Origin of the sequence: Streptomyces marianii (assembly GCF_005795905.1) — a bacterium.
In the GTDB taxonomy this organism is placed as follows: domain Bacteria; phylum Actinomycetota; class Actinomycetes; order Streptomycetales; family Streptomycetaceae; genus Streptomyces; species Streptomyces marianii.
This window is the reverse complement of the sequence record NZ_VAWE01000001.1, coordinates 7,158,304-7,183,738: the sequence shown is the minus strand read 5'-3', so window position 1 is coordinate 7,183,738 and position 25,435 is coordinate 7,158,304. Positions and strand designations below refer to the sequence as shown.

General features: G+C 73.4%; 20 protein-coding genes, 2 pseudogenes and 1 riboswitch. Of the genes and pseudogenes, 4 read left to right on the top strand and 18 right to left on the bottom strand.

Going from position 1 to position 25,435, the window contains the following annotated elements; translation table 11 throughout:
* Together ribD and FEF34_RS32590 are read right to left on the bottom strand one after the other, a co-directional pair.
* Entirely contained in the window at positions 1–1,077 is a 1,077-nt protein-coding gene (ribD, locus tag FEF34_RS32595) for a bifunctional diaminohydroxyphosphoribosylaminopyrimidine deaminase/5-amino-6-(5-phosphoribosylamino)uracil reductase RibD (RefSeq protein WP_138056366.1), read from the bottom strand.
* Positions 1,078–1,240: 163 nt separating this feature from the next.
* Positions 1,241–1,371, bottom strand: a riboswitch (FMN riboswitch).
* Between the two features lie 200 nt (positions 1,372–1,571).
* Positions 1,572–2,738, bottom strand: coding sequence for an ROK family transcriptional regulator (locus tag FEF34_RS32590; RefSeq protein WP_138056365.1), 1,167 nt, complete (start codon positions 2,736–2,738; stop codon positions 1,572–1,574).
* Between the two features lie 100 nt (positions 2,739–2,838).
* Here FEF34_RS32590 and FEF34_RS32585 point away from each other — a divergent pair, with 100 nt between their 5' ends.
* The gene (locus FEF34_RS32585) at positions 2,839–4,071 is read left to right on the top strand and encodes an MFS transporter (protein WP_138056364.1); all 1,233 of its coding nucleotides are present in this window, start codon (positions 2,839–2,841) and stop codon (positions 4,069–4,071) included.
* An 18-nt stretch (positions 4,072–4,089) separates the two neighbouring features.
* Positions 4,090–4,576: pseudogene (locus tag FEF34_RS32580) on the top strand (solute carrier family 23 protein); the annotation flags it as partial.
* On the opposite strand, the gene FEF34_RS32575 reads toward FEF34_RS32580, so the two are convergent.
* Complete coding sequence (locus tag FEF34_RS32575) at positions 4,555–5,751, bottom strand: glycoside hydrolase family 6 protein (protein WP_138056363.1); 1,197 nt, start codon at positions 5,749–5,751, stop codon at positions 4,555–4,557. The pseudogene FEF34_RS32580 and the gene FEF34_RS32575 sit on opposite strands and share 22 nt — an antisense overlap.
* Positions 5,752–5,858: 107 nt before the next feature.
* Between FEF34_RS32575 and FEF34_RS32570 the strand changes: the two genes are divergently transcribed.
* Positions 5,859–6,563: a DUF5995 family protein gene (locus FEF34_RS32570; RefSeq protein ID WP_138056362.1), complete on the top strand. Its 705-nt coding sequence runs from the start codon at positions 5,859–5,861 to the stop codon at positions 6,561–6,563.
* A 270-nt stretch (positions 6,564–6,833) separates the two neighbouring features.
* On the opposite strand, the gene FEF34_RS32565 is transcribed toward FEF34_RS32570, so the two are convergent.
* The 8 genes from FEF34_RS32565 to FEF34_RS32530 all read right to left on the bottom strand — a co-directional run bounded on the left by FEF34_RS32565 (position 6,834) and on the right by FEF34_RS32530 (position 16,347).
* Positions 6,834–7,325 (bottom strand): hypothetical protein, encoded by a 492-nt coding sequence (locus FEF34_RS32565; RefSeq protein ID WP_138056361.1) that lies wholly within the window; start codon positions 7,323–7,325, stop codon positions 6,834–6,836.
* Between the two features lie 462 nt (positions 7,326–7,787).
* Positions 7,788–9,482 (bottom strand): flavin monoamine oxidase family protein, encoded by a 1,695-nt coding sequence (locus FEF34_RS32560; RefSeq protein ID WP_138056360.1) that lies wholly within the window; start codon positions 9,480–9,482, stop codon positions 7,788–7,790.
* Positions 9,483–9,523: 41 nt separating this feature from the next.
* The gene (locus FEF34_RS32555) at positions 9,524–10,336 is read right to left on the bottom strand and encodes a carbon-nitrogen hydrolase family protein (RefSeq protein ID WP_138056359.1); all 813 of its coding nucleotides are present in this window, start codon (positions 10,334–10,336) and stop codon (positions 9,524–9,526) included.
* Between the two features lie 258 nt (positions 10,337–10,594).
* Positions 10,595–11,050 (bottom strand): Lrp/AsnC family transcriptional regulator, encoded by a 456-nt coding sequence (locus FEF34_RS32550; protein WP_138056358.1) that lies wholly within the window; start codon positions 11,048–11,050, stop codon positions 10,595–10,597.
* A 10-nt stretch (positions 11,051–11,060) separates the two neighbouring features.
* A complete protein-coding gene (locus FEF34_RS32545) occupies positions 11,061–12,533 on the bottom strand; it encodes an amino acid transporter (protein ID WP_138056357.1) in 1,473 nt (490 codons plus the stop codon).
* Between the two features lie 245 nt (positions 12,534–12,778).
* Positions 12,779–13,147 (bottom strand): DUF742 domain-containing protein, encoded by a 369-nt coding sequence (locus FEF34_RS32540; protein WP_138056356.1) that lies wholly within the window; start codon positions 13,145–13,147, stop codon positions 12,779–12,781.
* Positions 13,148–13,151: 4 nt separating this feature from the next.
* The gene (locus FEF34_RS32535) at positions 13,152–13,589 is read right to left on the bottom strand and encodes a roadblock/LC7 domain-containing protein (RefSeq protein WP_138056355.1); all 438 of its coding nucleotides are present in this window, start codon (positions 13,587–13,589) and stop codon (positions 13,152–13,154) included.
* Positions 13,582–16,347, bottom strand: a complete 2,766-nt coding sequence (locus tag FEF34_RS32530) for a sensor histidine kinase (protein WP_407698319.1) — start codon at positions 16,345–16,347, stop codon at positions 13,582–13,584. Before FEF34_RS32530 ends, FEF34_RS32535 begins: the two co-directional genes overlap by 8 nt.
* A gap of 284 nt (positions 16,348–16,631) precedes the next feature.
* Here FEF34_RS32530 and FEF34_RS32525 point away from each other — a divergent pair, with 284 nt between their 5' ends.
* A complete protein-coding gene (locus FEF34_RS32525) occupies positions 16,632–17,672 on the top strand; it encodes a GDSL-type esterase/lipase family protein (RefSeq protein WP_138056354.1) in 1,041 nt (346 codons plus the stop codon).
* A gap of 201 nt (positions 17,673–17,873) precedes the next feature.
* Here the strand turns inward: FEF34_RS32525 and FEF34_RS32520 are convergent, their stop codons facing one another.
* The 7 genes and pseudogenes from FEF34_RS32520 to fmt all read right to left on the bottom strand — a co-directional run bounded on the left by FEF34_RS32520 (position 17,874) and on the right by fmt (position 25,221).
* Complete coding sequence (locus FEF34_RS32520) at positions 17,874–19,385, bottom strand: GuaB1 family IMP dehydrogenase-related protein (RefSeq protein ID WP_138056353.1); 1,512 nt, start codon at positions 19,383–19,385, stop codon at positions 17,874–17,876.
* A 36-nt stretch (positions 19,386–19,421) separates the two neighbouring features.
* A complete protein-coding gene (locus tag FEF34_RS32515; protein ID WP_138056352.1) occupies positions 19,422–19,784 on the bottom strand; it encodes a barstar family protein in 363 nt (120 codons plus the stop codon).
* Positions 19,781–19,894, bottom strand: a pseudogene (locus FEF34_RS32510) (ribonuclease domain-containing protein); the annotation flags it as partial. The pseudogene FEF34_RS32510 and the gene FEF34_RS32515, both read right to left, overlap by 4 nt.
* Positions 19,895–19,924: 30 nt before the next feature.
* Positions 19,925–20,971: a sugar-binding transcriptional regulator gene (locus FEF34_RS32505; RefSeq protein WP_171053178.1), complete on the bottom strand. Its 1,047-nt coding sequence runs from the start codon at positions 20,969–20,971 to the stop codon at positions 19,925–19,927.
* A gap of 75 nt (positions 20,972–21,046) precedes the next feature.
* Positions 21,047–21,730, bottom strand: coding sequence for a ribulose-phosphate 3-epimerase (gene rpe / locus FEF34_RS32500; RefSeq protein WP_138056351.1), 684 nt, complete (start codon positions 21,728–21,730; stop codon positions 21,047–21,049).
* An 821-nt stretch (positions 21,731–22,551) separates the two neighbouring features.
* Complete coding sequence (locus FEF34_RS32495; RefSeq protein WP_138056350.1) at positions 22,552–23,982, bottom strand: RsmB/NOP family class I SAM-dependent RNA methyltransferase; 1,431 nt, start codon at positions 23,980–23,982, stop codon at positions 22,552–22,554.
* A 306-nt stretch (positions 23,983–24,288) separates the two neighbouring features.
* Positions 24,289–25,221, bottom strand: a complete 933-nt coding sequence (fmt, locus tag FEF34_RS32490; protein ID WP_138056349.1) for a methionyl-tRNA formyltransferase — start codon at positions 25,219–25,221, stop codon at positions 24,289–24,291.
* Between the last annotated feature and the right edge of the window lie 214 nt (positions 25,222–25,435).

Genomic DNA, 25,435 nt, shown 5'->3' with positions numbered 1-25,435 from the left:
TCAGGCTCCCTTGGGGATGGTCGCGGTGATGCGCAGATCGGGGCCGAGACGCACGGTCTCGGCCACGTCGAGCCGCAACGCTTCGGTGATGGTGGTGATTCCGGCGCCCGCGAGGGCCGCGGGGCCGTCGCCGAGGAGTACGGGCGCGAGGTAGCCGACGACTCGGTCGACGCAGCCCGCGGCGACGAAGGATCCGGCGAGCGTGGGACCGCCTTCGAGGAGCACGGAGCGGACGCCGCGCGCGTACAGCGCTTCGAGGAGGGCGGGGACGGACAGGCCGCGGCCGTCCCGGGGCAGCCGCAGCACGCCGGGGAGGGCGGTCTCGGCGTCCTCGGCGACGGCGACGAGGGTGGGGGCGGCCGCGTCGAGGACCCGGGCTCCGGGCTTCACGGCCCGGGCCTCGGTGTCGAGCACGACCCGCAGCGGCTGGGTGGCGCCGTCGATGCCGCGGACCGCGAGTTGCGGGTCGTCGGCACGGGCCGTGCCCGAGCCGACGACCACGGCGTCGGCTTCGGCGCGCAGCCTGTGGACGTCGGCACGGGACTCGGCCGAGCTGATCCAGCGGCTGGTCCCGTCTGCGGCGGCGATCCGGCCGTCGAGGGTGGCGGCGTACTTCCACACGACGTGGGGGCGGCGCAGCCGCACCGCGGTGAGCCAGGCGGTGTTGCCTGCCTCCGCTTCCTCCTCGAGAAGGCCCTGCTCGACCTGGACGCCGGCCGCGCGCAGGGTGTCCGCCCCTCCGGTGGCCTGAGGATTCGGGTCGGCGACCGCGTACACGACACGGGCGATCCCGGCCTCGACCAGGGCCTGGGCACAGGGGCCGGTGCGGCCGGTGTGGTTGCAGGGCTCGAGGGTGACGTACGCCGTGCCGCCGCGTGCGTGCCCGCCCGCTTCCCGGAGGGCGTGGATCTCCGCATGGGGGCCGCCGGCGCGCTGGTGGAAGCCCTCGCCGACCCGGCGCCCGGACGCGTCGGTGACGACGCACCCGACGACCGGGTTGGGGCTGGTGGAGCCGAGACCGCGGGCGGCGAGCGCGACGGCTCGGCGCATGGCGTGCGTGTCGGCTGCGGTGGCCACCGGGTCCTCCTGCCTCTTCGGGCACGGACTCCGGGGCTGTCGATGTCGACAGAGAAGCGGCGCGGCACCTCGGGAAACGCCGGCGTCAGCGGTTGCGACCGTCCTCGGCGTGTCCTTCGAGGACGATCAGCCGCTACGGCCGGCGGACCGCCAGGGCCGCCCGCCGCGCACTGCCTCCCATCCGGACTTTCACCGTCGGTCCAGGAATTTCACCTGGTCAACCGACCGCTGGCTGCGGACGGGTCGCGGACTGTAACCGCCGGTTCGGAATTGCACCGACCCCGGAGTGCGCTGCTGCTGATACAGGCCCAGTGTGCCACGAGCACCGGCGGGCCATACGGGCGATTCTCTGTGTGCTGGCTCACAGGAGCCCACCGACCCGGGATGGTCCAGACCTATTGAACGCACTGGTCCAGTCCCCTTGATGCGCCCCGCGGCCGGCACGTACCCCACCGGGGCAACGGCGCAACGGACACCCGCGGCAAGGCGAACCCTCAGGGCGCCGGCGCGAAGAGCTCCGCCTGGGCCGCGTCCCGGGCCGCGAGCAGGGCGCCCCGCAGCACGGCCTCACCGCCCAGCTCCGTCGGCCGCACGCCCGTGGGCAGCGGCGACAGGGCCGCCAGGCGTGCCTCCACCCGTCCGGCGAGGGCCGCGCCGCCGGCGTACCCGATCTCCCCGCCGAGGACCACACAGCCGGGGTCGAGCACGGCGGCGACCGCGGCGGCCCCCACCGCGAGCTGCCCGGCGAGCGCGTCGAGGAAGGCTTCGCCGCGCCCGCCGGGGCACTTCCCCGCCGCCGCGGCCCGTACCGCCTCCTCGGCTTCCGCGTCGATGCCGTGGTGCACGGCGAGTTCCCGGACTGCGGCCGCGCCCGCCAGCGCGTGGAAACCGGCGTCGCAGCCCGTCGCGGACGGGAGCCCGCCGGTGCCGGGCACCGGCAGGAAGCCGATCTCCCCCGCGCCGCCCGACGCGCCCCGCCGCAACGCGCCGCCGAGGACGACGGCCGCGCCGACTCCCTGGCCGAGCCAGAGCAGGACGAAGTCGTCCAGGCCGCGGGCGGACCCGAGGCGCTGTTCGGCGACGGCGGCGAGATTGGTCTCGTTCTCCACGAGCACGGTCGCCGGGAGCCGTTGCTGGAGGGCGGCGACGAGTCTGCGATGCCAGGCGGGCAGCTTGGTGGAGTTCCGCAGCTCCCCCGTGACCGGGTCGATCAGCCCCGGCGCGCCGATGCCGACGCTGTGCAGACGCCGGACACCGGCCTCCTGGGCCGTGCTCTCCAGCAGGGCCACGGCCCGCTCGACGGCCGGATCCGTGCCCGTGTCGCTGCCGATGGGCAGCGTCGCCTCGGCGAGTGTGGCGCCCACCAGGTCGGCGACCACGACGGAGAGGCCCTGGGTGCGGACGTCGAGGGCCGCGAGATGGGCGCGGTCGGCGACGATCCCGTACAGCCGGGCGTTGGGCCCGCGGCGCTTCTCGCCGGCCTCTCCCACGACCCGGATCAGCCCCGACACCTGGAGCCGTTCCACCAGGTCCGCGACGGAGGGCCGGGAGAGTCCGGTGAGCGTCTTCAGCTGGCCTGCCGTCAACGGGCCCTCCTGCTGCAGCAGTCGCAGCGCGAGCCGGTCGTTGATGGCCCGGGCGGTGCTCGGGGATGCGGGCATACCGGAATCCTTCCAGATGCTGCCTCACTGCCGGGTATTTATCAGGCAGGGTTCCTGATAGTTTACGCGCAGACCACGACTACCGGGGAGGACGACGCCGATGCCGACACAGGTGGCCTACGACAAGCGACGGCTGACCAGGGCGCGCTACGCCGTGGCCGCCGTGTTCTGTGTGCACGGTGCCGTGACCGGCAGCTTCGCCACCCGCATCCCGTGGATCCAGGACCACGCGGGCGTCAGCGCGGGACAACTGGGCCTCGCACTCGCCTTCCCCGCCATCGGCGCGTCCCTCGCGATGCCGCTCGCGGGCGCCGTCAGCCATCGCTACGGGGCACGCACCGCGCTGCGCGGGCTGCTCGCGCTCTGGACGCTGTCCCTGGCACTCCCGGCACTGTCCCCCCACGTGTACGCCCTGTGCGCCACGCTGTTCGTGTACGGCGCCGCCGCGGGGATGTCCGACGTCGCCATGAACGCCCTCGGGGTCGAGGTCGAGAACCGTCTCGACCGCTCGATCATGTCCGGGCTGCACGGCATGTGGAGCGTGGGCGCACTCCTCGGCTCCGCCGCGGGCACGGTGGCCGCGCATCTCGGCAGCGACGCACGGCTCCATCATCTGCTCGCGTCCGCCGCCCTGACGGTGGTCGGTCTGCTGGCCTGTCAGGGTGTGCTCGACCTGCGCGGCTCCGCCGACGAGGAGCCGCCCCCTCGGTTCGCACTGCCGCCGAAGTCCGCGGTGGTCATCGGCGCGATCGGCTTCTGCGGGGTGTTCGCCGAGGGCGCGAGCCTGGACTGGTCGGCGGTCTACCTGAGGGACGTGCTGGGCACCTCGGCCGGGCTCGCCGCCGCGTCCACGACGGCGTTCGCCCTGACCATGGCGGTGGCGCGGCTGGCCGGCGACCGGGTCGTGGACCGGTTCGGCCCGGTCCGCACGGTCCGCGCCGGCGGCGTACTCGCGACCGCCGGAGGCGTACTGGTGGTTCTGGCGCCCCATCCGGCGGCCGCGATGGCCGGGTTCGGCTGCATCGGGCTCGGTATCGCCGTGGTGGTGCCGCTGGCGTTCGCGGCGGCGGGGCGCAGCGGGACGAACCCGAGCCAGTCGATCGCGGGGGTGGCGACGATCACATACACGTCCGGCCTGATCGCTCCCTCGGCGATCGGCGGGATCGCCGATCTGACCTCGCTGGTCGTGTCGTTCGGGCTGGTGACGGTGCTCGCCTTCGGGCTGGTGCCGGGGGCGGGAGTGCTGCGGGGCAGCGCCCGGGGGCCGGCGCCCACCGCGCCGGGGGCATCCGGCGCTCAGGCTCCCGCTCCGGCACCGGATCTCCGGGCGTAGCGCGGGGGTTGCGCCGCCGTCGGCGAGACGGCCGCCACCCGGGTGTGCTCGACGGCCGCCTGCCGGACCGCCGCGTGCCTCGCGCTCCCGCCCGGGCTCCGCCCGAAGTGCGGCGCGGTCGTCGCCGCGATCCGGGCGGTGCGCCGGCGGCATCACGGTCGTCCCGGTACGGAACGATCGGCCTGCTCGGCGCCCAGATCTGGATCAACGCCGAGGTGGACCCGCGCAATCCGCTGAACCTCGTCCCGGCCGCTGCGGGCCTCATCATCGGGGTGGGCGCCGTCAGCCCGGAGTTCACCGTGAACTTCGAACTGGGCGGCATCGCCCTCCGCACCGTCGGCGTGACGGCCGCCACCACGTGCTGCGTGCCCTCGCCCTCGCCCTCGCCCTCGCCCTCGCCCTCGCCCACATGAAGCAACAGGAGCCGCAGGAACCGCTGCCGGACGCGGGCACCTCCACGTACGACGAGGGTGACGGCGGCGGTCAGCCGGTCGCCAGGTCGTAGGCGTAGTCCGGGGCGAAGGTGCCCGCCGCGCCCCGGCACCCGTCCGACTCCCCGGGCAGCTTCACCCACAGATAGGCGTCGATGCGGGCCTCCCCCGTCCCGGTGGTCGGGGTCCGGCCGAGGGCGCGGCCGGCGGGATCGCACCAGGCGCCCTGCTGCGGCGCGCCGTTGCCGTTGCGGCTGGTGTCGATGACGGCGCCCAGACCCGGGGGCCCGCCGAGGGAGGACAGTACCCGGCGTGCGTACCGCGCCTCCTCGTCGGTGCCGTGGAAGTTGGAGACATTGGTGAAGATGCCGTCGCCGCTGGTGGCGGCGCCCGCGGCACGCAGCTCGGCGGCCTGCTCAGCGGCCGGGTGCCAGCCGGAGTGGCCTCCGTCGAAGTACACCCTCGCCCGGGGGTTGGCGGCCTTCAGGGTGCGCGCCGCCCGGGCGAGCGAGGCGTAGCGGGCCGCCCGGCGGTCGTCCGCGAGGCAGTCGGCGAGGGCGATGGAGTCGGGTTCCAGGACGACGATGACCGGTCCGTCGCCGAGGCCGGCGGCGAACTGCCGTATCCAGGCGTCGTACGCGGCGAGATCGGGCGCGCCGCCCCGGGACGCGCCGCCGCAGTCCCGGTCCGGGATTGCGTACGGCACCAGCACCGGCACACGGCCCGAAGCGGCCGCACCCGAGGTCACCGCCCGCACCCGGCCCGTGATCCGACCGGGGTCGTGCTCGGGGAACCAGACCGCGGCGGGGTGCGCGGCGATGCGCGACTCGATCAGCGGCCTGCGGGGATCGTCACGGTGCTCCCGCACCCAGTCCAGGACCTGGGACTGCGGATGGCGGTAGAGCCGGCCGGCGGCCGCGGGCGTCCCGGTGCCGCCGGCCGGGCGGCTCTTCGGGGACGAGGTGGCGGACACGGCCGGGGCCGCGGGCGAGGGCGAGGGCGCCGGGGACGCCTCGGGCGCGGACGGCGTACGGCTCGGGCGTGCGGGCAGCGGTACCGTCACGGGCGCACTCCTCGCCTCGGGCCGTGCCGTACCGTCCTCGCCGCCACGGCCCGCCGCGGTGGACATCAGTCCGGCGACGGTGCCCAGGGCCACCACCGCGGAGGCCGCCGCGGCCATGACGCCCCGGCCGACCGCAAGACGCCGGTCCCGCCGTTCCGCCCGGCGCCGATCGGGTACGCCTGACATGTGCTGTGCTCCCTCCCCAGGCCGCCGCGGCCGTGACGTTCCCCCGTTCCGGGGACGTCTGCGGCCGGGCGGCGCGTGTCCGAGCCTAAGGCTGGGACGCTGCCCCCATGGCGAAGATCGCACAGTACGCGGCCGGCGGCGGAGCGCGCCGTGCCCCGATCAGCACGGTGCTGGACCGGATGCGCGCGTTCCGCTCCGACTGGCCCGCGGGCGACGGGATCGCGGTCTTCAACCGCGTCTACCTGACCGTCACGGAACAACTCGGCCGGTGCATCGACAACGGCGGGTTCCCCGACCGCGAGTCCGCGGTCACGTTGCAGGTCCTCTTCGCCGAGCGCTATCTGTCGGCCGCGGACACGGTCGCCGCAGGCGGCCGGGCGCCGGCCTGCTGGCGGCCGCTGTTCCAGTTCCGGCGTCATCCCGGCGTACGCCCGCTGCAGTTCGCGCTGGCCGGGATCAATGCGCACATCGGACACGACCTCGCGCTGGCCGTGGTGGACACCTGCCGTACGCTCGGCTGCCGACCCCCGGACCTGGAAGCCGACTTCGACCGCGTGGGCGACATCCTCACGATGCTGGAGGAGCGCATCCGCGAGGATCTGATGCCCGGTCCCGATCTGCTGGAGATCGCCGATCCGCTCACCCATCTCCTCGGCTCATGGAGCCTGGAGCGGGCCCGTGACGGCGCCTGGTCGGCGGCGCGCCTGCTGTGGGGGCTTCGGGAACTTCCCTCTCTGGCCGAGGAGTTCACCGAACGGCTGGACGCCGGGGTCGGCCTGGTCGGGCGCTGCCTCCTCACCCCGCTGCGCTGACGGCACGGCCCCGGCCGAAAGGGCGGGCCGCGAAGTTGCGGGCTGCGTTGACGGCGCTGTGGCCTGTTCTCCGACCAGCGCTGCCAGGCGCCGGGTGCGGGCGCTCACGGCGCACCACGACGCACGGTCGCCTCGTAGCGGACGGCAAGCCTGTCGTACGTCGGTGCCACGGCGCGGTGACGCTCGCGGCGTTCGATGACGCGCGCGACCGGTCCTCCCCGCGCACCACTCTCGCCGGAACAGCCGCAGCCGTCACCGGCCGACGGCAACTCACCGTCCGGAGCGCACGCGGGACCACGACCGCCATGAGGCCCGCACCTCGCTCAGCGCCGGCGCGCGAAACATCCCGTAGAAGCCGACGGCGCTCGCGATCCCGCCCCCGACGATTCCCAGGATGTGCAGAGCCCCTGATGACATGTCCTCGACGGTATACACGCCGGTGATCACACTGCGAACCCTGAGTTGGTCCCCGGGGCGCGCTTCCGCGGGGTCCGTCTCGGCATGTCTGTCGGTGATCCGACCGTCCGCCGAGACGAACGTCCCCCGGCAGTGGGTGGTGTCGCCCCCTCTCGCGGCTTGACGCGTGTCGCAGGCCGTCACGGTGATGCTGCCCTGCACACCGATGAGGCCGACGGCGGCTCCACCCCCGGAGACTCCCAGTGCGGTCCACAGGAATCCGACACCTGCGAGCACTGCGAAGAACACAGTGGTGAGAGCGCGGGAGGCCCAGTGCCGGTACCGCCTCGCCCGGGGTTCGGTCATACCGTGTCCTGTCTGGGATGGGGGAGTCAGGGAAGCGGTGGGAGGAACCGGCCCGAAGACGCTGGAACCGGGAGATCCGGGCCTTCAGTGCGACTCCGCCGAGGCGGCGAACCCGCCGATGAAGCATCGTCGCATCGATCACCGCGGAAGCACACTGCCGGGACCGGGCAGCAGTCGGCAGTGCGACATGGCGTCTCCCGGCAGCGGCCGCGTCTCATACCGTCGTATGCCGCCTGTCGGCGGGGCCCGAACACGGGCGGCCTGCGCGGGACCCGCCGCGCCGGACCCGGCGCACACGGGGCCGCCGGCCGGGGTGTCCGGCCGGCGGCGGCTGAGGTGACCTCCCGGGTCCGGCCGGATCGCGGTCGGCGGCGGGGGTTCGTTCACGCCGGGACCCGCGGCGTGCGGGTCCCGGGAGGGGCGTCAGTCCTGGGCGTCACTCCTGGGCGTCAGTCCTGGGCGTCAGTCCTCGGGGAGTTCCACCGGGGCGATCTCGTCGAAGACGTCACCCGGGCCCGGGTTGGTGGCATCGGTGGCACCACCGAGGTGGTGCATCACGCCCCACACGGCGTTGAGTGCCGTCTGCACCGCGCCCTCGGCCCAGCCGGCCGTCCACGAGATGTCGTCGCCGGCGAGGAAGATGCCGCGCTTGTCGTCGGGCAGCCGGTCCTGCATGAAGTGGGTGAACAGCCGCCGCTGGTAGCGGTAGTGCCCCGGCAGGTTGGCCTTGAACGCGCCCATGAAGTAGGGCTCGTTCTCCCAGGACACGGTCACCGGGTTGCCGATGATGTGCTTGCGGATGTCGACCTTCGGGTAGATCTCGCCGAGCGACTTGAGCATGACCTCCATGCGCTCGTTCGCGGACAGCGGCAGCCACTTGAGGCTGTCGTCGCACCACGTGTACGAGAGGCAGATGACGGCGGGCTTGTCCGGGCCGTCGTCCAGCAGGTAGGTGCCGCGCGTCATCCGGTCGGTGAGCGTCATCGACATGACGTCACGGCCGGTCTGCTCGTCCTTGTCCAGCCAGAACGGCCGGTCCACCGGGACGAACAGCTTGGACGACTCCATGTAGTGCGTGCGCTCCATCGCCGTCCAGTGGTCGATGGGGAACAGCGAGTCGTCGCAGGCGATCTTGGAGAGCAGCATCCAGGACTGCGCGGTGAAGACGGCCGCCTGGTAGGTGCGGATGTCGCCGGAGGCGTCCGTGACGGTGATCCGGTTGCCCGCGGTGCGGTGCAGCCGGGTCACGGCGGGCCGGGGCTCCCCGTCCACGTGCAGCGTGGCGAGCGAGGTGCCGTACGCCCAGTGCGTGATCTTCTCCGGCGCGCGTTCCCAGAGCCGCAGCGGCAGCTGCTGGGAGCCGCCGACGATGCCGCGGTGGTGGTCGTCGGCCTCGGTGTAGACGACGCGGAGGATCTCCAGGATGGAGTTGGGGAAGTCGGTGTCCCAGCCGCCGGTGCCGAACCCGACCTGGCCGAAGATCTCGCGGTGCCGGAAGGACCTGAAGGCCTCGGAGTCGCAGAGGAAGCCGTAGAAGGTCTGGTTGTCGAGCTTCTCGACGAGCTTCGCCCAGATCTCGCGGATCCGCGGGACGTCGCGCTCGCGCATGGCGCGGTTCATGTCGGAGAAGTCCGCGCCCTCCTCCAGGCAGGCGTTCCACGCCTGCGCCACGTCGCGGTACACCTGCGGCAGGTCGTCGATGGTCTCGGCGTAGTGCGACTCGCCCTTGAGGTCGACGACGGTGGAGGGGGTGGCTTCGGCGAGCGGGTTGGGGAAGGCCCTGGTCTCCAGACCCACCAGGTCGATGTAGTGCTGCAGCGCCGTAGAGGACGGCGGGAAGCGCATGGCGCCCATCTCGGCGGTGAGCGACGGGTCGCAGCCCTCGAAGCCCACCGTGCGCAGCCGGCCGCCGATCCGGTCCGCCTCGTAGACGACCGGCTTGAGGCCCATCTTCATCAGCTCGTACGCGGCGACGATGCCGGAGAGACCACCGCCGATGACCGCGATCTCGGTGCCGTGCTCGGTCGCGGGTATCTGGCCCAGGCCCGCCGGGTTCGCGAGGAAGTCGTCGTAGGCGTACGGGAAGTCCGGCCCGAACATGGTGATGGGCGGCTGCGCGTCGGTGTGCGGGACGGCGGTGGGCACCGTGGACGTCATGGGGTGCTGCTCCTGGTGTGGCGGGGGCGGGGCGGGATGTCTCAGCGGGCGAGCGGCCCGTACAGGCCGGGCCGGCGGTCGCGCAGATACGGGTTGTCGGCGCGGGAGGCGGCCAGCAGGACCGGGTCGGCGTCGCCGACCACCAGGTCCTCTCCATGGCCGGCGCGGGCCCGGACGATGCCGTCGGGGCCCGCGAGGCAGCTCAGCCCGGCGAAGTCGAAGTCACCCTCGGGGCCGGTGCGGTTGGCGTACGCGACGTACATCTGGCTCTCGAAGGCGCGGACCGGGAGGAGCTTCTCGGCGACGAACCGGAAGGGGTTCATCAGCGCCGTCGGCACCACCAGCAGGTCCGTGCCCGCCAGGGCGTGGGCGCGCACGTTCTCCGGGAACTCGACGTCGTAGCAGATCAGCAGGCCGATGCGGAGGCCGCCGAACTCGGCCTGGACGACCGTCTCGTCGCCCGGCGCGAACCACTGCTTCTCGAAGCAGCCGAAGAGATGGGTCTTGCGGTAGTTCGCGAGGCGGGCGCCGTCGGGACCGATCAGCTGCGTCGCGTTGTACACCGCCTCCGCCTCGGGCCCGGTGCCGCGCTCCGGGTAACCGTAGACGACGGCGATCCCGTGGCGGGCGGCGGTCGCGGCGACGGCCCCGGCGGCGGCGCCGTCGGCCGTCTCGGCGAGGCGGTGCACGTCGGCGCCGATCGCGTAGCCGGTGAGGAACATCTCCGGGGCGACGAGGAGGCCGGCTCCGGCGGCGGCGGCGCGGGCCGCGTGGGTGTCGAGGATCTCGAGGTTCTTCGCGATGTCGCCGGGGGTCCCGGAGCTCTGGAGCAGGGCGGTGCGCAGCGGCGGCATGGACCTACCTCGGAAGGAGTGGGGAGGGCGTCGGGGAGACGTCAAAAACGGTACGTTCCGGCCAACCGCCGGGACAAGGCGAGACCGTTGCGTTCCGAGTGTCGATCCGTTGCGTGAATCCGGCCAGGGCCGGTGATTCGTTGCGCCTCGGGCGTCGGCACCCCGACGGCTTCCGGTGGGACCGGAGGAGCCCGCGGTGGGACCGGAGGAGCCCGCGTGGGACCGCCCCTCCCACCGCGGGCTCGGGCCGCCGCGGACTCAGGCGGGCGCCCCCGAGGAGAACCGCCTGAGCAGGGGCGACAGCACCAGGACCGACTTGGTCCGCTCGACGAAGGGTTCGCCGGCGATCCGCTCCAGGACGCGCTCGAAGTGGCGCATGTCGGAGGCGAAGACCTGGACGATCGCGTCCGCCTCACCGGTGACGGTGGAGGCGGACGCGACTTCCGGGTACCGCTCGAGGCCGCGCTTGATGGTCTCGGGCGAGGTGTTGCTGCGTGCGTGGATCTCGATGAAGCCCTCGGTCTCCCAGCCCATCGCGGCCGGGTCGACGCGGACCGTGAAGCCGGTGATGACTCCCTCCGCCCGGAGCCTGTCCACGCGCCGCTTCACGGCCGGCGCGGACAGGCCGACGAGCGAACCGATGTCGGCGTAGGAACGGCGGGCGTCCTCGGCGAGGGCGTGGACGATGCGTTCGTCGAGATCGTTCAGTCGCACAGGGGGTGGATCACTTCTCTGCTGTTGCCAACCGGGAGCGGCGAAGGCCGTACAGGAAGTAGAACACGAGCCCGGCGGCCATCCAGCCACCGAACCACACCCAGGTGATGCCGGGGAGGCTGAGCATCATGTAGGCGCAGAAGCCGAATCCGAGGATCGGGGTGACCGGGAAGAGCATCACCTTGAAGGTGCGGTTCATGTCGGGGCGCTTCCAGCGCAGGATGATCACGGCGACGTTGACCAGCCCGAAGGCGAAGAGCGTGCCGATGCTGGTGGCGTTGGCCAGCTCGCCGAGCGGTATGAAGGCCGCCAGGACGCCGCAGAACAGCGAGACGATCAGCGTGTTGGCGCGCGGGGCGCCGGTCTTCTCGTTCACCCTGGCGAAGACCTTGGGCACCAGGCCGTCGCGGGACATCGCGAACAGGATCCGGGTCTGGCCGTACAGCACGGCGAAGACGACGCTGGCGATCGCGACGACGGCGCCGGCGGCGAGCACCACGCCCCAGAAGCTCTGGCCCGTGACGTCCTTCATGATCTGCGCGAGTGCGGCCTCGGTGCCCTCGAAGTCCTGCCACGGCATGGCGCCGACGGCGACCAGGGCGACGAGGCAGTAGAGCACGGTGACGATCAGCAGCGACAGCATGATCGCGCGGGGGAGGTCCCGCTTCGGGTTCTTCGCCTCCTCACCGGCGGTGGAGGCGGCGTCGAAGCCGATGTACGAGAAGAACAGCGTGGCCGCGGCGGCGCTGATGCCGGTGACGCCGAGCGGGGCGAGCGGGGTGTAGTTGCCGGCCTTGATGCCCAGGAAGCCGATGCCGATGAAGAGCAGCAGCGTCACGATCTTGATAACGACCATGACCGTGTTGACGCGGGCGCTCTCCTTGGCGCCGCCCATCAGGAAGACCATGGCGAGCAGCACGACGACGAGGGCGGGGAGGTTGATGAACCCGCCCTCGCCGATCGGCGCGGACACGGCGTCCGGGATCGTCACCCCGATCGTGCCGTCGAGCAGCTCGTTCAGGTACTCGCCCCAGCCGACGGCGACGGCCGCGACGGAGACGCCGTACTCGAGCACCAGGCACCAGCCGCACACCCAGGCGATCAGCTCGCCCATGGTGGCGTACGAGTACGAGTAGGACGAGCCGGAGACCGGCACGGCGCCGGCGAGCTCGGCGTAGGACAGGGCCGAGAACAGGGCGGTCAGGCCGGCGACCACGAAGGAGATCGCGACGGCCGGGCCGGCGAGCGGGGTGGCCTCGCCGAGGACGACGAAGATACCGGTGCCGAGCGTGGCACCGATGCTGATCATGGTCAGCTGCCACATGGTGAGCGAGCGGCGGAGCGTGCCGCCTTCGCCCTGACCGCCCTCGGAGACGAGTTGCTCGACGGGCTTGCGCCGCATCAGACGGCTGCCGAGGCCCTGGGCGGGGCCACCGGGATCCCTCTGGGGGGTCATGGTGGGCGCTGCGCCGTGGTCCAACACTGGGGAGGCTCCTTATCGCTGCCTATCGGTGAGGCGGCGACCGCGGCGGCCCGGCGCGGGCACGGCTGAGGGCAGCCCGGAGCGCGGGGGATCGCCGAGCAGACGGTCCCCGCCACTCCACGTACAGGCAGGACCCTACGAGGTTGACGTTCCCGACCGTAATGCATGAGCTTTGCGCACCCGCGCAAGATCGTTGCGTGCTGAGGGCGACGACGGGGGAACATTGCACGGCCGCGCAAAAGCGTTCACATCTCGCGCAGCCGGTCGGCTATCTCCCTCAACAGGTACGGATCGTGCGCGCCCCGCCCGGCGGGCGGCTCGGAGATCCGCACCAGACCCGCCTCCACCAGGTCCACGAGCAGGACCCGGACGACCGTGAGGGGCATGTCGGCGTCCGCGGCGACCTCGGCGACGGGCCTCGGCGCCCGGCGCACCAGCTCCAGCAGCGCGCTGCGGGCATGGTCGAGTCGCGGCTCGGGCTTGTCCCAGTCCACGGCCCTGACCTGCGACATCAGATCGAAGTGGTGCTCCGCGACGGGACGGGTCCGGCCACGGGTGACGGTGTACGGCCGCACCATCGACCCGGTCTCGTCCTCGTACCAGTGATCGTTCACGGGACTACGCGTCGGGGGCCTCGGCGGCCGAGCGCGCGGGAACGGTCATGTGCCTGCCGACGCGCTTCACCAGGAGCGCCATCTCGTGGGCGAGCTGCCCTACGTCGGTCTCGGCGTCGCTGAGCACGGCGAGACGGCTCCCATCGCCCGCCGGGGTGATGAAGAGGTAGGCGTCGTCGAGCATGACCATCGTCTGACGGACCTTCCCGGCCGCGAATCGGGAACCCGTCTCCTTGGCGAGGCTGTGGAAGCCGGCGCAGACGGCGGACAGGTGCTCGATGTCGCGCTGCGGCATGCCCCGGGAGGCGGAGGTGACCAGGCCGTCCCCGGTGAGCAGCACGGCCTGCCGGACGTGGTCGGTCCTCTCGAGCAGGTCGTCGAGGAGCCAGCCGAGGCCACCGGCGGCGGTCCGTCCGGTCTCTCTGTCGTACGGCTCAGCCATCGTCGTGCGTCCCTTCGTCGTTCGTGGTTTCCGGCCCGTCGGGCGGACCGCCCTGCGCTTCACTCCCGCGGGGCTCGCTCCTCCGTCCGCGGTCGAGCCCTCGCTGGAAGGCCCCGAAGATGGCCCGCATCTCCTCGGCGCTGACCTCCCTCTCCGGTCTTCCGGGCCCGTCCTGCCGCGTTCCGCCGGGTCCCTCGCGCAGCGGGTCGGCGAGGGACGCCTGCCGGATCCTGGTGGGCAGCTTCCGAGGTGCCGGATCCCGCGCGGGCGCTTCGCCGGCGGCCCGGGCTCCGGGGACGGCCGCGGTGGACGGCGGGGCCGCGTCGCTCCCCGGCCCGACGTCCGGACGCGGCGCCGGGCCGGCGGGGGGCCGATCCGCCCCGGGGACGGTGCCGGGGGCGGTCTCCACCTCCGCCGTCAGGGGGCGGGAGCGCCGGCGGGCGGGCAGCGGGCGCGGCGGGCCGCCGGGCCGGACGTCTGCCACCTCGATGCCGGGGCCGGGCCGGGTTCCCCCGCCCGTGCCGTCGGCGGCGGGACCGGCTCCGATCTCCGGACCGCCGCCGGGCCGGACACCCGCGACTTCGCCGACGCCGCCGGACCGCGCGCCGGTGGCGCCTTCTCCATCGGAAGGCGCGGCACTGCCGTGCCCGGCCGGCCCGTCCGCGGTCGGCACGGCGCCCGTGGGAAGGGCGTGGAGCACGGCATCCTCGGAAGCCGGCGCGTGCTCGGGCGGGAAGGTCCCGGCCCCGTACGCCGCCACCGCGCCCGCCTCCGCATGCTCCCGCCCCGGTTCGGAGGAGGGGAGCGGGACCGAGTCCGGCCCCGGCTCCGGCTCCGGCTCCGGCTCCGGCTCCGGCTCCGGCCGAGGCTCCCGCTCCGCCGGGGTGGTGATCTTGTTCGGCAGCAGCACCACCGCGGTGGTGCCCCCGTACGGAGAGCGCGTGAGGGTGACGGTGATGCCGTGCCGGGCCGCGAGACGTCCCACGACGTACAGCCCGAGGCGTTCGTCCTGGACCGGGTCGAAGTCGCCCGGCCGCGCCAGGGTGCGGTGGGCCTCGGCGAGCTCGTCGCCGTCCATGCCGAGGCCTCGGTCGTCGATCTCCAGCACGAAGCCGTTGCGGGCCTCGCCCGTGCGCATCGTCACCTGGGTGTGCGGCGGCGAGAAGGCCGTGGCGTTCTCGACCAGTTCCGCGACGAGGTGCACCACGTCCGCCACGGCGTCCGCCCCGACGCCCACCGCCGGCATCGGGGGCACCACCACCCGCGTGTAGTCCTCGATCTCGCCGACGGCGGCCGCGACCACGTCCACGAGGGGCACCGGCCCCCGCCAACGCCGTCCGGGCGCCGCTCCCGAGAGGATGATCAGGCCCTCCGCGTGGCGCCGCATCCGGGTCGTCAGATGGTCGATGCGGAACAGGTCCTCGAGCGTGTCGGGGTCCGTCGTCCGGCGTTCCAGCGTGTCGACGAGCTTCGCCTGCCGGTGCACCAGCGCCTGGTTCCGCCGTGCGATGTTCAGCAGCACGGCGAAGACGCCGCGCCGCAACGTCGCCTGCTTCACCGCCGCCTCGACGGCCGCCCGGCGCGCCGCGTTGAGGGCCGTGCCCACCTGCGCGATCTCGTCGGGCTCCCCGTCCCCGTCGGCGAAGTCGAGCGGCGGCGCCGCCGCGGCCGGGTCGACGTCCTCGCCCGCACCGAGTCGCTCCATCACCTCGGGCAGCCGTCGGGTGGCGAGGACGTCGGCCGCGTCCCGCAGCTCCTCCAGCCGCCGGGCGATCCGGCGGCCGGCGCTCACCGAGAGCCAGACGGAGAGCCCGACCGCGACCAGCCCCGTGAGGCCGACGACGGCCGCCTTGACCATCTCGCGGTAGGCGAAGGCACGCCCGCGTTCGGCCGCGTTCAGGGCCGACTCGGTGCACAGCAGCATGTACCGCTTCACGGCGCGGTCCGTCGTCGTCCGCCACGAGGCGTCCGCCATGGCCTGGCCCGCGTTCGCCGCACCCGCCCGGAGCAGCGCGTCCTCCCCCGAGGTCAGTGCCCGGTACTCGGGGCCCCGCTGGAAGTCCGTGAAGAGCTTCCGGGAGTCGGCCGGCAGATCGGGCACGTAGGTGCGGTGGAAGACCCGGCGGTCCTCGATGGCAGCGGTGAGCATGTCGTACTGGCCGTCGGTGAGGATGCCGGCGGCCCGTGCCCCGGCGACGAGCGCGTCCTCGCGGGAGACGAACTCGCGTACCCGTACCAGTTCCACCACGACCTGCGCCTCGCGTGCGAGCTGTCCGGCCTGCAGCGCGGTGAGCTGGGACTGGACGTCGAAGGTCGGCTCGACGATCACCGTGTAGGCGTCGACCGCCTCGCTCCAGGAGAGCCTGCGGTCGACCACCTCCTCCCGCAGCGTGTCGAGGCGTGCGGCGGCCCGGACCATCGCGTCCAGGGACGCCCGCTGCCGGCCGGAGAGGTCCTCGCGGCGTTCCGGGTCCCCGACGGCGTCGAGCATCGCCTCCACTGCCCGGTCGGTCGAACGCTGCTGGGACAGCAGGGCGGCGGCGTCGGCCGCCCCGGCGTTCCGCTGCCCGGCGCCCAGATAGGCCGCGGCGAGCCGGCGCTCGATCTGGATCTGCCCGACCGCCGTGTCGACGGGGGTGCCGAACGTCTCGTACACGCTCTGGAGCCGGACCAGCGCTCGCAGATCGCCCGTCACGGACACCATGGCGAAACTCCACAACGCCAGCAGGGCCACGGCGGGCACGACGGTGAGGGCCACGATCCGGCCACGGACCGTGGAAGGGCGCAATCGCCGGCGCATGGGCTCCCCTGAACGTTCGGGACATACGACCAGCGGGTTACCGCCGGGTACGGGCAGAAGCTACGCGATCGGTCACGGGCCGCGCAATGCTCCCCCCGGTAACCCCGTGGGCGGTCACCGGCCACCGGTGGTGAGGCCGTCGGCGGACGGCGGTCGCGGAGGGGGCGCAGCCGGACGGGAGGCAGCGTTCGCCGCTTGCGGGGTAGGAGTCAGATCCCGCACCCGACCGGACGGAGGCATCCGTGACGCCGGACCCGAACTGGCTCGACCCCGGACCATTCCTGCGCGGCGTGGCCTGGCTCGACGGCGGGCGTCCGGTCAGGGCCGACCCCGGTGATCTCGAACGGCTGCCGTGGGACACCCGGGAACGCGCCGCGCTCCCGATCGGCGTACGGCTGGAGTTCACGGCTGCCGACGGCGCCCGGGCGGTCGAGTTGCGCTACCGGGCCCGGGTGCCCGGCTCGACCGACGCGCTTCGCGACCTCGCGCACTGCTTCGCGCTGTGGGAGGGCGACCGCTGTGCGGCCGAGTGGTTCACCGAGCCCGCCGAGGAGGCGACGGTCACGATCCCCCTGCCGCCCGGCCCGGGTCCGTTCACCGTCCATCCGCCGGAGTCACAGGCACCGGTGGTCCTCGGGGTGCGCGGACTGGGCGGCAGGGTGATCCCGGCACCGCGCCGGCCTCGCTGGGCGGTCCACGGCGACTCGATCACCGAGGGATGGTGGTCCACCCGCCCCGCGCACGCCTGGCCCTCGGCAGCCGGCCGGGCCCTCGGCCTGGACTACGTGAACCTCGGCTACGCGGGGTCGGCCCGCGGTGAACTGGCGACCGCGCAGCAGCTGGCCTCGCTTCCGGCAGACCTGGTGACGCTCGCCTTCGGCACCAACTGCTGGTCGGGCGTCCCCTGCTCCGCTCCCCTGCTGTACGAGAAGACCCGCGCCTTCGTCTCCCTCGTCCGCCGGGGGCACCGGACCACCCCGCTGCTGCTGGTCTCCCCCGTGCTGCGCCCCGAAGCGGAGACGGCGCGGAATCCGCTGGGCGCGACGCTGGCAGACCTCCGCGCGGCGATGGAGGAGGCCGTCCGGGAGCTCGTCGCCGACGGCGACGACCGGCTGGCTCTGCTGCCCGGTGCCGGTCTGCTGACGGCGGACGACCTGGCGGACGGTCTGCATCCGAACGACAGCGGCCACGCCCGGATGGCCTCCGCGGTGACCCGGGCCGTCCGGGCGTCGGGCTTCGCCCCCGCACGGGCCGCAGTGAGCGCGGGGAGGGGGAGCGCCTGAACCCCCCGCACGTGCGGAGGCGGTGCGGTACGCAGAACCACCACGAAGCGGGATCCCCCGTGTGTTGCGCCGCATCGCACACCCGCAGCCCGGGAGACCGGGGCACCCGGCCGGAACGGCCGTGGCCCCGGGGGAGATCCCCGGGGCCACGGCCGTCGGTGGGCGGCACGGACCGGCTCAGGCCGGCCGTACGGCGGGGCGTCAGTTCCAGCTGGCGTGCAGCGGCTTGCCCTCCGCGTAGCCGGCGGCACTCTGGATGCCGACGATCGCCTTCTCGGCGAACTCCTCCAGGGAACCGGCACCCGCGTAGGTGCAGGAGGAGCGGACACCCGCGATGATCGAGTCGATCAGGTCCTCGACGCCCGGGCGGGACGGATCGAGGAACATGCGCGAGGTGGAGATGCCCTCCTCGAAGAGCGCCTTGCGGGCCCGGTCGTAAGCCGATTCCTCGCTCGTACGGTTGCGGACGGCACGGGCGGAGGCCATGCCGAAGGACTCCTTGTAGAGCCGGCCGTCGGCCGTCTGCTGGAGATCGCCGGGCGACTCGTACGTCCCCGCGAACCAGGACCCGACCATCACGTTGGACGCGCCGGCGGCGAGCGCCATGGCGACGTCGCGCGGGTGGCGGACACCGCCGTCGGCCCACACGTGCTTGCCGTACTTCCTCGCCTCGGCGGCGCACTCCAGGACGGCGGAGAACTGCGGCCTGCCCACGCCGGTCATCATGCGGGTGGTGCACATGGCGCCGGGGCCGACACCCACCTTGATGATGTCCGCGCCGGCCTCGACGAGGTCCCGGACGCCCTCGGCGGCCACGATGTTGCCCGCGACGATCGGCACCTGCGGGTCGAGCGCGCGGACGGCCTTGATCGCCGCGATCATCGACTCCTGGTGGCCGTGGGCGGTGTCGACGACGAGCGCGTCCGCGCCGGCGTCGAGGAGCTGCTTGGCCTTGCCCGCCACGTCGCCGTTGATGCCGACGGCGGCGGCGATGCGCAGTTTGCCGTTCGCGTCGGTGGCCGGCGTGTACAGCGTGGCGCGCAGAGCGCCCTTGCGGGTCAGGATGCCGGCGAGGCGGCCGTCCCCGTCCACGGCCGGGGCGAGCTTGCGGTTGGCGCCGTCGAGCCTGGTGAACGCCTCGCGCGGGTCGATGTCGGCGTCGACGAGCAGCAGGTCCTTCGACATCACCTCGGCGAGCTGGGTGAAGCGGTCCACGCCGGACAGGTCGTGCTCCGTGACGACGCCGACGGGCCGCTGCTCCTCGTCGACGACGACGCCCGCCCCGTGGGCGCGCTTGTGCAGGAGGGACAGCGCGTCGGCGACGGTCTGGTGCGGGGTGAGCACGATGGGCGTGTCGAGGACGTGATGACGCGTCTTCACCCAGGTGATCACCTCGGTCACGACGTCGATCGGGATGTCCTGCGGGATGACGACGAGTCCGCCGCGGCGGGCGACGGTCTCGGCCATCCGGCGACCGGCGATCGCGGTCATGTTGGCGACGACCAGCGGGATGGTGGTGCCCGTGCCGTCGGGGGAAGCGAGGTCGACGCCCTGACGGGAGCCCACGGCCGAGCGGCTCGGCACCATGAACACGTCGTCGTACGTCAGGTCGTACGGCGGCTTGATGTCGTTGAGGAAACGCACGTGCTGAACATCCCAGTCGATTCGGAGGGGTCCCGGACACTCGCCCGGGAGAAGACGCACGTACTTCATTCTCCCATGAGCCGGGGGCTGGACCGTGCGGGCCGATCATCCAGCACTGGGGGTCGCCCTCTCGTCGGATCCTCCAAGGGTGAGCAGCACGGCGAGCTGCCCGGGCATGGTCTCCACGGCGTGGGTGAAGACCTCCTGGGCGATCGCCCATTCCCCCGGCCGCGCGGCGGCGTACCCCTGCCACCGGCACACGAGCACGAGGGTGCCCTCCTCGCCGGGGAGGTCGGTGAGGCAGTCGGCGAGGGCGTCCCAGTTCCGGCCGAACCACGCGGGGAGCCCCAGGTCGCCGGCGCAGCGCTCCATGAAGGTCTTCTTGTCGGTGACGCCGTGGAGGTCGAGCACGGTGATGTTCCGCCCCGGGGTGGCACCGAACAGTGCGGCGAGGGGATCGTTTCTCATCGGAGTACCACCCTGAACGTCTCGCAGTGGTCGTCGGTGTAGTAGACCTCCCCGTCCCGGCCCGTGACGATGCGGCGCGCGCCCCGATCGCGCTCCCCCGGCGCGGGAACGGGCTTCGGCCCGGACCGGATCCGTGGCGGTCAGTCGTCGGGGTCGGCCCGCTCCAGCGCCGGGCGTGGTGCGGGGCGGGACTCCGTGAGCAGGTAGTCCGCAGCCGCGGTGTCCGTCACCAGGCTGGTCACCAGCCCGGACCGCAGAACCGCCCCGATCGCCGCCGCCTTGCGCTGACCGCCGGCGATGGCGACCACTTCGGGGATGCGGCGCAGCCGGTCGGCCTCGACCGTGATACAGCGTTCGCCCAGGTCACGGCCGACACGTCGACCGTCGGCGTCGAACAGATGGGCGGACATCTCGGCCGCGACGCCGAGCGAGGCGTAGTGCGCCCGCTCCTCGTCGCTCAGCATGTCGTGCACCGTCGAGATGCCGGGCTCCCACGAGCCGATCGAGACGCAGGCGACCGTGACCTTGTCGAAGTACTCGAAAGCCCTGGCGATGCCCGTCTGGTTGCGCAACGCGGCGGCCGTCGCCGGGTCCGGCAGCAGCATCGGCGCGTAGATCGGGTGCGCCTCGCCGCCGGACACCTGTGCGGCGCGCCGCACCGCCTCGACCGAGCCGCGCTCCGCGGTCCCGGCGTCGTACACCCCCGTGAGCTGGACGACCGTGCAGGGCGGCAGCCGGTCGAGCGCGGCCGCCATGTGGATCGTGGAGCGGCCCCAGGCCAGTCCCAGCACGTCTCCCTCGGTGACGAGCTCACCGAGGAGATCCGCCGCGACCTCGCCGAGGTTCTCCGGGTCGGGCGACTCGTCCTCGCCCTCGGTCGGGGACTCCACGACCACCGCGTGCCGCAGTCCGTAACGGGCGCGGAGCGCGTCGGAGCGCTCCGCGTCCAGCTCGGCGGGGACGCGGATCTCGATCCGTACCAGATCTCGTTCGAGCGCGGTCTCCAGGACCCGGGCCACCTTGAAGCGGCTGACGCCGAACTCCTCGGCGATCTGGATCTTGGACTTGCCCTCGAGATAGAAGCGTCGGGCCATGGCCGCCGCCTGCACCAGCTCCGCGGGTCCCATCCGCAGGGCCGACCGTCCCGCCGACATAGCAGACACCGCGTTCTCCTCACTGCTGTTCACATTCCGGAACCGCCATCCTGACAGATCCGGGTGATGTTGATCAGCCCGGTAGGGCCCCGTTCACCGAGCTGTGGCTCAGTGGTTGCACGCCCAGGGTGCCGACGCGATCGCCCGGTCGGCCTGCTCGCGCAGCGTCCGGACGGCCTGCACCGGGTCCTCGGCCCCGTAGACCGCGGATCCGGCGACGAACACATCGGCGCCGGCCTCGGCGCACCGCTCGATGGTGGACTCCGAGACGCCGCCGTCGACCTGGAGCCACAGTTCCAAGCCGTGCTTGTTGATGAGCTCCCTGGTACGGCGGATCTTGGGGAGCATGATGTCGAGGAACGCCTGGCCGCCGAAGCCTGGTTCCACGGTCATGACCAGCAGCATGTCGAGCTCGGGCAGCAGGTCCTCGTACGGCTCGACGGGCGTGGCGGGCTTGAGCGCCATGGAGGCGCGCGCGCCCTTGGCCCGGATCTCCCGCGCCAGCCGCACCGGCGCCGCGGCGGCCTCCGCATGGAAGGTGACGGACCCGGCACCGGCCTCCACGTACTGGGGAGCCCAGCGGTCCGGACTCTCGATCATGAGGTGACAGTCCAGCGGGGTGCCCGTCGCCCGGCTCAGCGACTCGACGACCGGGATCCCCAGCGTCAGGTTGGGCACGAAGTGGTTGTCCATGACGTCGACGTGGAGCCAGTCGGCGCCTCGGACCGCCTTCGCCTCCTCGGCGAGTCGGGCGAAGTCGGCGGACAGGATGCTGGGGTTGATCTGGGCCATGTGCCAAGACTGCCATGCTCCGGAGTGCTTCCCTGCCTCGGAGTCGGCGGAAGCCGTCCTTTCCTCGGTACCGCCGGCCGCGCGGGGCGCACGAGTCGCCATGATTCCGGCATTCCGCACCGCACGACGGCCTCGCACGGGGTTCGGCGGGCCGGCCGGCAGGACCGCCGAACGGCAGCACCGCGGTGCGCCGCTTCGTCCGCGACGACCCCGACCGGGGTCGCGGAGACCGGCACGGCTGGTTCGCCGCCTCCCAGCGCCTCGGGCACCGGAACCTCCAGGAGGCCGACGCCGATCTGCCGATGATCGCCGAGGGATTCAACCGGACCCGGATCCCCGTCGACGGGACGCGGCCGACCGGCGGCAGCGGCCTGTTCGGCGGGGACGGTCTCCGCCCGACCGGCGGCACCCACGAGGCCGTCGCGACGAACGGCACGTCGAACCCGGCCGCGACTGGGCTTCCGGGCGCACGGACTCCCGTGCCCACCGCGGTAGTTTCCGGCCGGCTGCGGCGTGCGCGGTGCCGCCGTCCCCGCCGCCCTGTGCGCCGGGGCGGACGGGCTCCTCGGCACTGCGGGCCGGACCGTGCGCGTGGCCCGTCCCGACAACCGTCCGCCGGGGCAGGAGGGGGGCGACTTCGCGCTCGGCCGCCCCGAGCGCCGGTGCACGACGACGAGTACGCCGCGGGCATCGCCCGGACCTGCCGCCCGGAACCGTCCCGGACGCCGGACGCGCCGCTCTGCCGCAGGTTGCGCCGAGCCGGGACGCGCCGCCGGCCCGCTGCGGCGTGCGACGCGGTGACGTGCCGGTCTCCGGCGGCGTCAGGCCGTGCGGCGCAGCAGTGCCAGGTACATCGCGTCCGTGCCGTGGAGATGCGGCCACAGCTGGACGTCCGGGCCGTCTCCCAGGGCCGGTACGCCGGGCATCAGGGGGCGGGCGTCGATCCACTCGGCCCGGACGGACCCGCCGCGCGCGTCGAGGACGTCGTCGACGACCGCTCGGGTCTCGGCGAGATGCGGCGAGCACGTGGCGTACCCGACCACTCCGCCCACCCGTACCGATTCCAGCGCCTCGCGCAGCAGGGCCCGCTGGAGCGGGGCGAAGGCGTCCAGGTCCTCGGGGCGGCGGCGCCAGCGGGCCTCGGGCCTGCGCCGGAGAGCGCCCAGGCCCGAGCACGGCACATCGACGAGGACGCGGTCGAAGGTGCCCGGACGCCAGGCCGGGCGGGTGCCGTCGGCCGTCACGACCTGGTACGGGCCGGGATTGCCGGCCAACGCCCGCTCGACCAGACGGGCCCGGTGCGGCTGTTTCTCGGCCGCGACCAGGACGGCGCCGCGCTCGGCGGCCAGCGCACCCAGCAGGGCGGCCTTGCCGCCGGGGCCCGCGCAGCCGTCCAGCCAGCGCTCGTCCGGGCCGTCGAGCGGCGCGCCCGCCAGGGCGACCGCGACGAGCTGGCTGCCCTCGTCCTGCACCCCCGCTCGTCCCTCCCGCACGGGGTCGAGAGCGCCCGGCTCGCCTCCCTCGGCGAGCCGCACGGCATACGGCGACCAGCGGCCGGGCAGCCCGCCCCCTTCGCCCAGCAGATCGAGCAGCTCGCCCGCTGAAGACCGGCCCGGCCTGGCGACCAGCGTCACCTCGGGCCGCTCGTTGTCGGCCTCCAGCAGGTCCTCGATCCCGGCGCGGCCGCCGCCCAGCGCGTCCCACAGGGCCGAGACGACCCAGCGGGGATGGGAGTGGACGACGGCGAGATGGTCCTCGGGGTCCTCGTCGTAGGGCGGCGCGACCCGCTCCAGCCAGCGGTCGAGGTCGTGCTGCGAGACCCGGCGCAGCACCGCGTTCACGAACTTGGCCCGGCCGTCGCCGAGGACGACCCGGGCCAGCTCGACGCTCGCCGACACCGCGGCGTGCGTCGGGATGCGCGTGCCCAGCAGCTGGTGCGCGCCGAGCGACAGTACGTCGAGGACGGGCGGGTCGACCTCGCGCAGCGGCCGGTCGACGCACTCGGCGATGATCGCGTCGTAGGTGCCCTGGCGCCGCAGCGTGCCGTACACCAGCTCCGTGGCGAGCGCCGCGTCCCTGCTGTCGAAGTCGCCCTGTTCACGCGCCCTGCGCAGCAGCGGGGGCAGGACGAGGTTGGCGTACGCGTCACGCTCGTCCACGGCCCGCAGTGCGTCGAAGGCGAGGATCCGCACGGGGTCCTTCTGCGGGGGGCGGTAGGGCTGGGAGGGACGACGACGGCTCTGCTGGCTCAAAGGTGCTCCGCGTTTCGGAAGGGTCGAACCCCTTCAGCCTACGTCGGCCGGCCGGGCGTCCCCGCCCTCGCCCCGGGACCGCCCCCGGCCGCGGCTCGGGGCGCGGGCCGGTGCCGTGACAGCCGAGGTTCGCCCCGTCGCGACGCCCGGTACGTCGACTCGCGGCACCGCCGCATCGACCGGGCACACCCACCACGAGGTCGATCCGGGGCGCCCCGCGATCCCTTGGCCCGGCCCCGGAGGGCCGGGCAAGGCCCCGTGCACCGGACGCCGCTGCCGCGTCGGGCAGGCCTGCCCGACGCGACACTACGAGCCGAGCATCTCCCCGGGAGCGATCCGCACGCCACGCGCCCAGTCCGCGGCACGCATCGGCTTCTTGCCCTGCGGCTGTACCCAGTGGAGTTCGACGGCGTGCGAACCGGTACCGGCGTACACATGGTTCTTGCCGGCCGAGAGCTCACCGGGCGCCAGCTCGGTGCGGTCCGGCAGCGGCTGGACGTTGACGAGCTTGAGCCGCTCGCCGCGGAAGAGCGTCCACGCGCCGGGCGCGGGGGTACAGCCCCGGACGATGCGGTCGACGCGGAGGGCGGGCGTGCGCCAGTCCACGTGCGCGTCCTCGACGGTGATCTTCGGCGCCATGGTGACCCCGGCGGCCGGCTGCGGAACGGCCTCGAGCGTGCCGTCCTCGATGCCGTCCATGGTCGCGGCCAGCAGTCCGGCGCCGGCGAAGGCGAGCCGGGTGAGCAGATCTCCGCTGGTGTCCGTCGGACGCACGTGCTCGGTGATCACGCCGTAGACCGGGCCCGAGTCCAGCCCCTCCTCGATCTGGAACGTGGAGGCGCCGGTCATCTCGTCGCCCGCGAGGATCGCGTGCTGCACCGGAGCCGCTCCGCGCCAGGCCGGCAGCAGCGAGAAGTGCAGATTGACCCAGCCGCGGGCCGGGATGTCGAGAGCCGCCTTGGGGAGCAGCGCGCCGTAGGCGACCACGGGGCAGCAGTCCGGCGCGATCTCGTGCAGCCGGGCCAGGAAGTCCTCGTCGCGCGGCCTCGCAGGCTTCAGGACCTCGATGCCGGCCTCTTGCGCGCGCTGGGCCACCGGGCTGGCCACCAGACGGCGTCCGCGTCCCGCGGGGGCGTCCGGACGAGTGACGACCGCCGCCACGTCGTGCCGGCCGGATGCGATCAGGGCGTCCAGGGCGGGTACGGCGACCTCGGGGGTGCCTGCGAAGACAAGTTTCACTGGTAATACCTCGCTCTGTGTGCCGGGGTGATCGCGCGACGCACCAGTCTATTTGGCCGCACCGACAGGGGCGCGCGGGCTGCCGCGCGCCCCGTGCATGTGCGCTTGCTCCTCCGCAGCGTGACCAGAACCCCCGGTGGCGCGTTGTCAAGAGAGATTGACCGAAGCGGGCCGCCGGATCGGCCCGACCCTTTTCAACGCCGGTTCGAGAGGC